General features: G+C 51.9%; 8 protein-coding genes. 1 reads left to right on the top strand and 7 read right to left on the bottom strand.

Annotated features, from left to right (window positions below; translation table 11 throughout):
- The first annotated feature begins 5 nt into the window (after positions 1-5).
- Positions 6-482 (top strand): hypothetical protein, encoded by a 477-nt coding sequence (locus BLP47_RS02645; RefSeq protein ID WP_091850105.1) that lies wholly within the window; start codon positions 6-8, stop codon positions 480-482.
- A 71-nt stretch (positions 483-553) separates the two neighbouring features.
- Here the strand turns inward: BLP47_RS02645 and rpoC are convergent, their stop codons facing one another.
- The 7 genes from rpoC to ftsE form a co-directional block, all read right to left on the bottom strand.
- Positions 554-4,732 (bottom strand): DNA-directed RNA polymerase subunit beta', encoded by a 4,179-nt coding sequence (gene rpoC / locus BLP47_RS02640; RefSeq protein ID WP_157671429.1) that lies wholly within the window; start codon positions 4,730-4,732, stop codon positions 554-556.
- 36 nt (positions 4,733-4,768) lie between these two features.
- Positions 4,769-8,410 carry a DNA-directed RNA polymerase subunit beta gene (locus BLP47_RS02635; protein WP_091850103.1) on the bottom strand — a complete coding sequence of 1,214 codons (3,642 nt, stop codon included), beginning with the start codon at positions 8,408-8,410 and terminating at the stop codon, positions 4,769-4,771.
- 196 nt (positions 8,411-8,606) lie between these two features.
- Positions 8,607-9,056: a type II toxin-antitoxin system YhaV family toxin gene (locus BLP47_RS02630; protein WP_091850101.1), complete on the bottom strand. Its 450-nt coding sequence runs from the start codon at positions 9,054-9,056 to the stop codon at positions 8,607-8,609.
- Positions 9,053-9,370 carry a type II toxin-antitoxin system PrlF family antitoxin gene (locus BLP47_RS02625; RefSeq protein WP_091850099.1) on the bottom strand — a complete coding sequence of 106 codons (318 nt, stop codon included), beginning with the start codon at positions 9,368-9,370 and terminating at the stop codon, positions 9,053-9,055. Before BLP47_RS02625 ends, BLP47_RS02630 begins: the two co-directional genes overlap by 4 nt.
- A 163-nt stretch (positions 9,371-9,533) precedes the next feature.
- Positions 9,534-10,010 (bottom strand): SsrA-binding protein SmpB, encoded by a 477-nt coding sequence (gene smpB / locus BLP47_RS02620; RefSeq protein ID WP_091850097.1) that lies wholly within the window; start codon positions 10,008-10,010, stop codon positions 9,534-9,536.
- A 101-nt stretch (positions 10,011-10,111) separates the two neighbouring features.
- The gene (ftsX, locus tag BLP47_RS02615; protein ID WP_091850094.1) at positions 10,112-11,026 is read right to left on the bottom strand and encodes a permease-like cell division protein FtsX; all 915 of its coding nucleotides are present in this window, start codon (positions 11,024-11,026) and stop codon (positions 10,112-10,114) included.
- A complete protein-coding gene (ftsE, locus tag BLP47_RS02610; protein WP_091850092.1) occupies positions 11,023-11,799 on the bottom strand; it encodes a cell division ATP-binding protein FtsE in 777 nt (258 codons plus the stop codon). Before ftsE ends, ftsX begins: the two co-directional genes overlap by 4 nt.
- Between the last annotated feature and the right edge of the window lie 20 nt (positions 11,800-11,819).

The following is an 11,819-nucleotide window of genomic DNA, read 5'->3' as shown; positions in this document are numbered from 1 at the left end:
ACATCATGAGCGGTCAACAAATAGACCTACTCGTACCATCTTTCGACGGTAAATTCTCGCAAGAAATACTGGGAGCCCGGGCCTTCGATGCGGTGCCGGGGATTTATTTAGCGTTGAGTGCAGCGCCGATTTTGATTCGAGCCCATGCGGTTCTTACCAATAATCAAACCCTAGAATTTGAGGCCCGAGTGCCAAGTGTCGAAATAGCGCTGGTAATCAAAGCACTCGCCTTCCAAAGCCGATTGGCTGATAAGGATTTGGTTGATATTTATAATCTTTTGCAGATCGCCCACAGCTATCAGCCCGAATTTCAGGACACCTGGACACTGTCCAAGCCAAGCCAAGCTGCGAGGTTTGACGCACAGGTGTCACTTCACAAACTCGCGGATCGAGTGGGTTCTCAGCGAAAGCCGAGCGTTGCCGAAGTGAAACCAGAGGTTCTAGTTGCTCTGATCAGAAAACTTATCGCGTTACCCAGTTAGAAATGCCCGGGGTTATTAAATGTAAAAAGGGCCCACCGTTAATCGGTGGGCCCTTTTCTAACTAATGCTTATTAGTTCTCATCGATTGCGAATGGATCCGCAAGCGACAGTGAGAGCTCTTGGGATTCTAGATCGGTTGCATCAAATGCTGCATCAGACCAGATCCGGTTTGGATAGCGCTCTGCCTTTGCCTCTTCGGTGCCATCGACCTCGAAGTTGCGGTAGGTGGCAAGACCGGTACCAGCTGGAATTAGCTTTCCAATGATCACGTTCTCTTTTAGACCTACCAGCTTGTCTTCGCGCTTATCCAAGGCTGCTTGAGTTAGCACTCGAGTGGTCTCCTGGAAGGAGGCCGCCGATAGCCAAGACTGCGCTGCCAATGAGGCACGGGTCATACCCATAACCTCCTGGCGAGCAGATGCTGGGCGCAAGCCCTGGGCAACTGCGGCACGGTTCTTGACGGCAAAACGCTGACGGTCAATAACCTCACCTGGCAGCATCTCGGTGTCACCAGAATCGATAACGGTCACCTTGTTTAGCATCTGACGAACAATAACCTCGAGGTGCTTATCGTGCAGTGGCACACCCTGAGAACCATAGATCGCCTGAACACCGCGGATGATCTCGGCTGCCGCTTCACGGGCACCCTTGATCATCAATACCTCGTGGGGAATTGGAGTTCCATCCACTAGGTAGTCTCCGGCTTCAACGCTGTCACCCTTTTCAACAACCAAGTCGCCCAGTGAGCTAACCGTGGTGATTGGAAGGAAAGGAGAGAGCTTTTTGAAGGTCTTTGATGCGGTGCGGGAGAAGCTGTACTGCAAAGCCAATGACTCGGCTTCTTTCTCAGCTGCCTCACCCTGCGGGCGAACATAGACCTCGTAGCTCTTGGCTCCGGTTAGAGAGACCTTCTCCACGATGTCAACCTGACCATTCCAGAAGGCCATCACGGCGACCTTGCCAGCCTGACGCCAACCAACGCGGGCTTCCAAGAGGTCGGTAACACCGTTTAGGCCCTGGGTGATGTCATAGGAAATCAGACGCTCAACACGAACCTTCTGACCACCGATTGACTTCAAAATGGTCTGCTTCTTAGCCGATGACGCTGCACCACCGGTGTGGAAGGTACGCATTGTTAGCTGAGTACCCGGTTCACCGATTGACTGAGCAGCGATAATTCCGATGGCTTCACCAACGGTTACCTTCTGGTTGGTCGCAAGTGAAACACCGTAGCAAGCTACACAAATACCGGCTTCAGCCTCACAGGTCAAAACGCTGCGAACCGTAATGGTCTCGTGTCCAGCTTCCTTGATTCTGCGAACTGCAGCGTGGTCGATGTTTTCGCCAGCCTTGTGAATGATGTTCTTACCGTCTTTGATGTCGATCAGGTTTGTGCGGCCGACAATCGACAGCTCAACTTGGTCTTCATCTAATAGGTCCTTATCGAGACCGCGGTTGGTACCGCAGTCATCGATCTGGATGATGACATCCTGCGCCACGTCAACCAACCTACGGGTTAGGTAACCGGCGGCAGCGGTCTTCATAGCGGTGTCGGCGTTACCCTTACGGGCACCGGTCGCGTTAATGAAGTACTCGTGCGGGGTTAGGCCAAGTAGGTAGTTTCCCTTTACCGGCATCGGTGCAAAGTCACCAGAAGATGTCGCAACCGGTCCACGCATACCCATGATCGAACGAATCTGCAACCAGTTACCACGAGCACCGGAGGTCACCATCTTATAGATGGTGTTGTCCTTTGGAATCGATTCGCGCAATAGCTGCTCGATCTCACCGGTCTCCTTGAACCACAAGGCGCCAAGCTCGTCACGACGCTCCAGGTCAGACTTTAGACCGTTGTCAAAAGCTTCCTGAATCTTGGTGTGAGCCTTTTCAGCCTTCGCAATCCTAGAAGCACGCTCCTTATCGAAGGTGCCCTTCGGGTCAAAGTTTGCATCCGAGATGGCCATCGAAACACCCGAACGGGTGGCCCAGTAGAAACCGGCATCTTTTAGCATGTCAAGCGACTGAGCTACCTGGGTGCGAGAGAACATCTCGACCATGTCAGAAACAATCTGACCCAGCTGCTTTTTGCCAACCTGCATCTCGACATACGGGTATGCCTCGGGCAGTGTCTCGTTGAATAGCGCGCGACCAAAGGTGGTCTCCTTCAGCTCTGATCCAATGCGAATCCGAACCTTGGCACCAAGGTTTAGGCCACCAAGGTCATAAGCCATTTGAGCCTCGCCCATCGAAGTAAAGGCGCGGCCCTCACCCTCTGAACCCTCAAGATCAGCGGTTAGGTGGAATAGACCAATGATCATGTCCTGGGTCGGAGTTGCAACCGGACGACCATCAGATGGCTTCAGAATGTTGTTCGAAGCAAGCATCAAGATGCGAGCTTCGGCCTGAGCCTCAACCGATAGCGGCAAGTGAACTGCCATCTGGTCACCATCGAAGTCGGCGTTGAACGCAGCACAAACTAGCGGGTGAAGCTGAATCGCCTTACCCTCAACTAGCAGCGGCTCAAAGGCCTGTATTCCCAAACGGTGCAGGGTAGGAGCACGGTTTAGTAGCACCGGACGCTCGCGGATTACCTCTTCAAGGACTCCCCAAACCTGTGGGCGGGAACGCTCAACCATGCGCTTCGCGCTCTTGATGTTCTGAGCCAGACCCAGATCAACCAGACGCTTCATCACATAGGGCTTGAATAGCTCAAGAGCCATCAACTTTGGCAGACCACACTGGTGCAGCTTCAGCTGCGGACCAACCACGATTACCGAACGACCCGAGTAGTCAACGCGCTTACCCAATAGGTTCTGACGGAAACGACCCTGCTTACCCTTTAGTAGGTCAGACAGTGACTTGAGGGCGCGGTTACCGGTTCCGGTAACAGCGCGGCCACGACGACCGTTATCGAACAGCGCGTCAACCGCTTCTTGAAGCATGCGCTTCTCGTTGTTCAAAATGGTCTTTGGCACGGCACCTAAGTCAACAAAGCGCTTTAGGCGGTTATTGCGGTTGATTACCCTGCGGTAAAGATCGTTTAGATCGGAGGTCGCAAAGCGGCCACCATCTAGCTGAACCATTGGGCGAATCTCTGGAGGCAAGACTGGCAATACCGATAGCACCATCGAAGTCGGTGGGGTTCCGGACTGGTAGAAGCTGTTCACAACCTTCAAGCGCTTAATGGCCTGAGTCTGCTTGGAACCCTTGGTGGTTGCAATCTCAGCGCGAAGCTGAGCTGCAGCACCTTCAAGATCAAAAGCGGCCAAAACCTGAAGCACTGCCTCGGCACCAATTGAGGTGATCACATAGTCGGAGAAGTAGTAGTCGAAGTGGTCAAAGACAACATCGTTTGGCATTAGCTGACCAACCGAAGCCGAAAGGAACATTCTCCAAGCCAACTGCTCCTTGTGGAGGTTTGCTGGGCGCTCTAGGCGAGCGTATTCGCGAACAATCTTGTCGGTCTTCTTCTTGTAGTCAGCCAGAAGCTTCTTGATCTTCTTGGCCTCATCGGTGGTGCGAACCACAGCGTCATCACCATCAGTGTCTACTTCGATAGCCAAAGCCTTTGGAGACCAGAATGCGTCAACATCCTTTTCCTCAGCAATGATTAGCTGCTCGACGGCCTTGGAGAACTGCTTCTCGATCCAGCGCGGTGCTTCCCAGAACTTATTGGAGATCTGCATCTCTAGTCCTAGTTCGCGAAGCTCTGCCATCTCTACAGAGGCTGCGGCCTCGAACTCTTCCTCGCGAGAATCAATCAGTGTGCGAATACGGGATACGTACTCCTCGCGCACTAGGTCGTATTCGCCAGTCTTGAGCTCATGATCGATTTCCATGACGCGGTAAGCGGCAAAGTAAATGATCTTCTCTAGGTCTTTTGGAGCCATGTTGAGTAGGTAACCCAAACGCGATGGAACACCCTTGAAGTACCAGATGTGGGTAACCGGAGCGGCAAGCTCAATGTGACCCATGCGCTCACGACGAACCGAAGACTTGGTTACTTCAACGCCACAACGCTCACAAACGATGCCCTTGAAGCGAACGCGCTTGTACTTTCCACAAGAGCACTCCCAGTCCTTGGTTGGACCGAAGATCTTCTCGCAGAACAGGCCGTCTTTTTCAGGCTTGAGAGTGCGGTAGTTGATGGTCTCCGGCTTTTTTACCTCACCAGATGACCAGGAACGGATGTCCTCGGAGGTCGCTAGACCAACCCGAAGTGCACTGAAGTTTTCTACTTTAATAGCCATAGTTATTTATTTCCTTCTGAAAAATTCGGTCGCTGATTACTGGTAGGTGTTGAAATCGGATTCAGCACTTAGGTTCTCATTGCGAGAAAGATTGATGCCTAGCTCTTCAGCTGCACGGTCGGTCTCGAACTCTTCGTCCTTGAGAACAACCACATTGCCCTTGGCATCCAGCACCTCGACATTTAGACCTAGAGACTGCATCTCCTTGGCCAAAACCCTGAAGGACTCTGGAATACCCGGAGCCTGGATGTTTTCACCCTTGACGATTGCCTCATAGGTGCGAACCCGGCCCTGAATGTCATCGGACTTGATGGTTAGAAGCTCCTGGAGCGTGTATGCCGCGCCATAGGCCTGCAGGGCCCAAACTTCCATCTCACCAAATCGCTGACCACCGAACTGTGCTTTACCACCAAGTGGCTGCTGGGTAATCATCGAGTAAGGACCAGTGGATCGAGCGTGAATCTTGTCGTCAACCAAGTGGTGCAGCTTCAACATGTACTTCACGCCAACCGCGATTGGCTCTGGATATGGCTCACCGGAGCGGCCATCGAACAACCTCGCCTTACCGGACTCGTCGATCAAGCGCTTTGGCTTTGAGCCATCCTTATTGATTGAGAAGGTAGGGGTCGTGTGGTTCAAAAGGTTCGCAACCTGATCCTTGGTTGCCCCATCGAATACCGGAGTGGCTACCTTGGTTCCAGCATCGCCCTGGAATAGCTCAGAAGCCATTCCATCGGCCCACTTGGCAACTCCCTGAACATCCCAACCCTGGCGGCAAACCCAACCAAGGTGAGACTCAAGTACCTGACCAAAGTTCATGCGACCCGGAATACCAAGCGGGTTTAGGACGATGTCAACCGGAGTTCCATCTTCCATAAACGGCATGTCTTCCACCGGAAGGATCTTGGCGATAACACCCTTATTACCGTGGCGACCAGCAAGCTTGTCACCCTCGGTAATCTTGCGCTTCTGAGCAATGTAAACCACCACGCGCTTGTTAACGCCAGCACCGAGCTCGTCGCCCTCGGCCGCGTCAAACACCTTGACGCCGATGATGGTTCCCTGCTCACCGTGTGGCACCTTCAAAGAGGTGTCGCGAACTTCGCGAGACTTCTCGTTGAAGATGGCGCGCAATAGACGCTCTTCTGCCGAAAGCTCGGTTTCACCCTTAGGGGTTACCTTTCCAACCAGGATATCTCCTGGGCGGACCTCGGCACCGATTCGAATGATTCCAAACTCATCAAGCTGAGCAAGCGCTTCGCCTGAGATGTTTGGCAGGTCAGCGGTGATCTCTTCGGCACCCAACTTGGTGTCGCGAGCATCAACCTCATATTCCTCAATGTGGATAGAAGATAAAGTGTCGTTCTTCACGATTTCTTGAGACAAGATGATCGCGTCCTCGAAGTTATAACCCTCCCATGGCATAAATGCCACCAAAAGGTTCTTACCCAATGCCAACTCACCGTTTTCGGTGGATGGGCCATCGGCCAAAACTTCTCCGGCTTCAACTCTTTGGCCAACCTCTACCACAACGCGCTGGTTGATTGCAGTTCCCTGGTTGGAGCGGTCAAATTTGCGAAGCTGGTAGCTCGAGTAGCTGCCATCATCATTCATGATGGTCATGCCGTCAGCATCTATCTCCTGAATCACACCGGCCTTCTCGCTCAGGGTTACTGCTCCCGAGTCAATAGCGGCTAGGCGCTCCATACCGGTTCCAACATATGGGCTCTCTGCGCGAAGCAGTGGAACTGCCTGACGCTGCATGTTGGCACCCATAAGTGCACGTGACGAGTCATCGTGCTCCAAGAATGGAATCAGAGATGTGGAGACTGAAGCTAGCTGGCGTGGGGAGATGTCAATGAAGTCAACATCCTCAGCCGCAACCTCAACCATGTCGCCACGGAAGCGAGTAAATGCGCGTGGGCCAACCAGAGTGCCATCCTCATTCAAAGGAGTGTCTGCTCCGGCAATAACCTTGCCGTCTTCGCTTGCTGCGTCTAGGTAAACAGTCTTATTGGTGACCTTGCCGTTTTTGATCTCGCGATAAGGGGTTTCAATAAAACCAAAGGTGTTAATGCGGCTGAATGCGGTTAGCGATCCAATCAGACCAATGTTCGGGCCTTCCGGAGTCTCAACTGGGCACATGCGACCGTAGTGCGATGGGTGAACATCGCGAACTTCCATCTGAGCACGCTCACGAGCGATACCACCCGGTCCAAGCGCAGACAAACGACGCTTGTGGGCCAAGCCTGCAAGCGGGTTGTTCTGGTCCATGAACTGCGATAGCTGGCTGGCTCCGAAGAACTCCTTGATTGCAGATACCACTGGGCGAAGGTTGATCAGGGTCTGAGGAGTAATTGCCTCGATGTCCTGAGTCGACATGCGCTCACGAACCACGCGCTCCATGCGAGAAAGCCCGATGCGCACCTGGTTCTGAATTAGCTCGCCTACCGAACGAATTCGGCGGTTTGAGAAGTCATCGATGTCATCTGGACGAACTACCAAAGGAGTCTTCTTGCCATTCATCTTGACGGTGAAGTCGAGGTTTGAGGCGGCTCCGTGGCCATTAGCCAAAGATAGGTCAAACAGCAATAGGTACTTCAAGGTTGCCACGATGTCGGCGTTGGTCAAGGTGGTAACCTCGGCGCCCTGGTCAACGTGAAGCTTGCGGTTTAACTTGTGTCGACCCACTCGGGCTAGGTTGTAGCGCTTGCCCTCAAAGTAGGTGGAACGAAGCCATGCTTCAGCAACCTCGGCACCGGCAGTCTCGCCGCGAACCTTGCGGTAGACCTCGCGAAGCGCGTCTTCTTTAGAAAGAATTGCGGTTGCGAATACCTTAGATTCGTCATATTCCAAAGTGCGCTCGATGATGTCCTCATCAAAACGCATACCCAAAGCGCTGGCTTCAACAGCTGGCTTTAGGTCGGAGAACTCGGCGCGAATTTCTTCTTTAGACATACCAAGAGCTTTTAGGAAGATGGTTGCAGAGACCTTGGTCTTGCGGTCCACCTGGACCTGCAAGATTGGCTGGCCGAAGCGAGCCGCAGGCTTGCGCTCGTCCTTGACCCACTCGGTCAAAAACTCTAGGTAGGAACCACGAGAAGGAATGATCTGCGCCTTGTTGTTGCGCACATCCAAGTTTCCGGTGGTGTTGGTTGATACCGAGAAGTAAACACCCGGGGAGCGAACCAGCTGAGACACAACAACACGCTCGGTGCCGTTGATGATGAAGGTGCCCTTGCCGGTCATCACTGGGAAATCTCCCATAAAAACGGTCTGAGACTTGATTTCACCGGTTAAGTAGTTGGTGAACTCGGCCTTGATATAAAGCGGCTTGGTAAAGCTCTTGCCCTTTTCCTTGCACTCATCAGGAGTGTAGGGCGGGTCAAATAGTTCTGGGTCTGAAAACGAGAGGCCCATCTTTGCGTCCTGAGCAGCGTTTGAGCTGTCCTCAATTGGGCTGATTTCCTCAAAGACCTCATCTAAGCCGGTGCGGGCTTCCTTGCCGGCAAGCTCGCGCCATGCTGGTGCACCAACCAACCAGTCAAAGCTCTCAGTCTGCAATGAGAGCAGATCTGGGATTTCAATTGGGTCTGGGTTTTTTGCGAACGTGGGCCGCATAGTTGCGCGGCTGTTCTTTGCGGATTTTACGGACTTTACGTTTTTCGCAGCTGCCAAAGTGAATACCCCTAGGGAATCGATAGTTTTTTAGGCGGGAAATTCGCAAAACCTAGACCGTTATATCCGCTATTTGACAATAGCCAACCACCGAAATATGAGGAAGGCAAGGATTAGGAACGCGACTCTCTATTCTAAGGGGTCGGTATTATCCTCCGCAAGTTAAGTTTGGGTGGGATTTTTATAACTTTGTTACCTAGTCAATCGATTGCTCTAAGAGCGGATCCCAAGTGGCGGGCGGGTTCCCAGCCCCTAACATCTTGGCAAACACCAGATAGGCATCAAATTTTGAACCATATTCTCGCAAAGTATCCTGGTTGTTGACCCAGCCGAAAATTATAATCCTGGCATCGGAGTCGAATCTAAAGAACACTCGATACTGTGAACCAAACTTGGCCCTGCGCCATGCTCGATTGGCTTTGCCGAGTGTGTTGCCCAATAAGTATCTGGCGTCCGTGGGATCCTGCGGAATTAGCTGAAACACCAAACGATCCAGCGCACCTAGTCGTTTTATCTTGTCGCTTGAAAGATAGGTTTCCGGATGTTTGCTCTCTAAGTCCTTTGTCGCTTTGAGCCAAATCGAACATTGATCTTCGAAGTGCGGATGGGCCAGTAAAAGCCAGCCTTTGTAGTACCCGAGTTTCAAGCTATTTGATCGTCATCCAGCCAACCCGTTAGGTCAACGCCCTGCAGAAGCCTGTCTGAGTCGGGATCTCTAAGCAGCACGCTCAGCTTGCTTGGCAGCGCAACCATGTCTTTTTCTAAAAACGTCAGGTAAGCAGCGACCGTCTTGTCTCCCGCGAGAACCTCTACCTCCTTGAATAGTTCAACATTGCCTGAACCACTGATCTGAAAGCAGATTTTGTCACCCTCCCCGATGTCCAATGCCTTGCGAACCGCGATTGGGATCGTGGTCTGATTCTTGCTAGTTAGCTTTGAAGTGGCTTTTATTAGAGACATTTCAAAAGCGTAAGGAAATTTCCTTACGCTGTCAATGAATAGTTTTGTGAACTCTAAAAGATTCTTTCAACCTAATAGGCAATAAAAAAGACCGAACGAATTGGCTCGCCGAAGACTGACTACTGGAATTTATTAAAGATGACCTGCCGATTAATGAAAAGACCTAGGTCTCGCGGTTCTTAACCTCGCGCACGGCCTTATTGATCTCGCGCTTAGCGTCACGCTCTTTGAGCGTTTGACGCTTATCGAATTCTTTTTTACCCCGAGCAAGCCCTAGCTCAACCTTGGCATAGCCGTCTTTGAAGTAGAGGCTCAGCGGAATCAAGGTATAGCCGGACTCCCGAACCTTGCCATAAAGCTTGTCTAGCTCTTTGCGGTTTAGTAAGAGCTTGCGCTTACGCCTAGTGGCATGGTTGGTCCAAGAGCCTTGAAAGAACTCGGGGATGTGGACGTTCTCCAACCAAGCCTCACCACGCTCAATACTGGCAAACCCGTCAATCAAAGAGGCGCGCCCTGCGCGCAAGGTCTTGACCTCGGTTCCAGTCAGCACAAGCCCAGCCTCGACAACATCCTCAATGTGATAGTCGTATCGAGCCTTGCGGTTACTGGCCACAACTGATTGGCCGCGCTCCCTGGGCACCTGGTTCTCCTAAATAAAAGTTAGAGATTATTCAATCTCTCAAAGAGCCAAGGTTACCACCGCAGGTAAGAAGCTCCTAGGAAAATGAGGTGCGGTGGCGCTTAGACCTTCAGATGCCTTCGAATAGATACCCCAGAGGCCAATACCGCCAACACAAAACCAATCAAAAGCAAATAGGGGGCAACCTGCCAGGCTTCAGCCATCCCGATAAAGCTTGTGAAGGGGACCTGAGTGGCCAAAACATCCTGAACCACAAAGCGCACGATCCCAAAGGTTGCCCCAACAGATAGAAGTGCCCCAATCCCGGTTGCAATAATGCCCTCTAGCAAAAACGGCGCTTGGATCGAGAAGTTCGAAGCACCAACCAGCTTCATGATTCCAATCTCGCGCCTTCTAGAAAAAGCACTTAGCCTGATTGTTGTGGCAATCAATAGGGTTGCGCTCAAGAGCATGATGGCTGCAATCCCACCAGCTGCCAAGCTGGTGAGATTCAAAAAGGCAAAGATTTGATCAAGATAACCGCGCTGGTCCCTAACTTCTTCAACCCCATCAAGCCCCGAGAAGCTCTCAACAATCAAATCGCTTCGCTCTGGGTCAATCAAATTGACCCAGTAGGCCTCGTTGAGTTGATCAGCGGTCAAATACTGAGCAGCCTCAACATCTTGAAACTCGGTGAGGAACTTCTCATAAGCATCCTGTTGAGTCTCAAAGTAGTAAGTATCGATATATGGCGCGAGCGTCTCAGACTTCAGCTGGGCGGCGACAGCAATTCTCTGTTCATCCGTCACCGCGCCCGAGGGGCAAGCTTCCTCGGGAGAAAAGTCGGTGCATAAATAAACCGCAACCTGAGCCCGCTCATACCAATAGGTCTTCATCTGACCAATCTGCAGTTGCAGCAAAGCTGCAACTGAGACAAAGGTCAGCGATATAAAAGAAACCAAAATAATGGAGACCACCATCGAGAGGTTGCTGCGAATACCAGCCCACATCTCTCCTAAAACAAAACCTAATCTCATGCGTCACCGCGCGGGTCTTTGTTTTCACCATTGCCGAAATCTTCAACACTCTTTTTGAACTCTTCGATAATTGGAATTTGATCAGAAGGTAGCTCTCGGTAGCTACCGCTTTTAGCATCGCGAATAATCACGCCGTCTTTAATCTCAACGACCCGCTTTTGCATTCGATCCACGATTGAACGATCGTGAGTGGCCATCACAACGGTGGTGCCAGAAAGATTAATGCGCTCAAGAAGGTTCATGATCTCTTGACTGGTGGTCGGGTCAAGGTTTCCGGTTGGTTCATCAGCAATCAATATCTCCGGCCGATTCACCAGGGCCCTGGCAATTGCAACCCTTTGCTGCTCACCGCCAGATAATCCAGCCGGAAGCCGGCTGGATTTCTCATCGAGACCGACAAGCTTCAACACGTCCGGCACGGCGGTCTCGATAAAGCCCTTTGATCTCCCAATCACCTGCAATGCGAATGCCACGTTCTGATAAACCGTTTTATTTGGCAATAACCTAAAGTCTTGAAACACCACGCCCAGCTTCCTGCGCAGCTGAGCCACTCTTCTAGAAGAAATCCGATTGAGGTTCTCCCCCAAGACCAAGACCGTGCCCTGGTCTGCTTTTTCTTCCCGCAGCATCATGCGCAGCATGGAGGATTTGCCAGAGCCCGAGGACCCCACCAAAAAGACAAACTCACCGCGTTGGATATCTATCGATACGCCGCCAAGCGCTGGCAGGCCAGCGCCCTTATATGTTTTTACTACTTCTTCTAGCCGAATCATTGTTTCTAAAGCCTAGATGG

Source organism: Candidatus Aquiluna sp. UB-MaderosW2red (assembly GCF_900100865.1).
Taxonomy (GTDB): domain Bacteria; phylum Actinomycetota; class Actinomycetes; order Actinomycetales; family Microbacteriaceae; genus Aquiluna.
The sequence above is the reverse complement of the archived record's forward strand: the minus strand, read 5'-3'. Positions and strand labels throughout refer to the sequence as shown.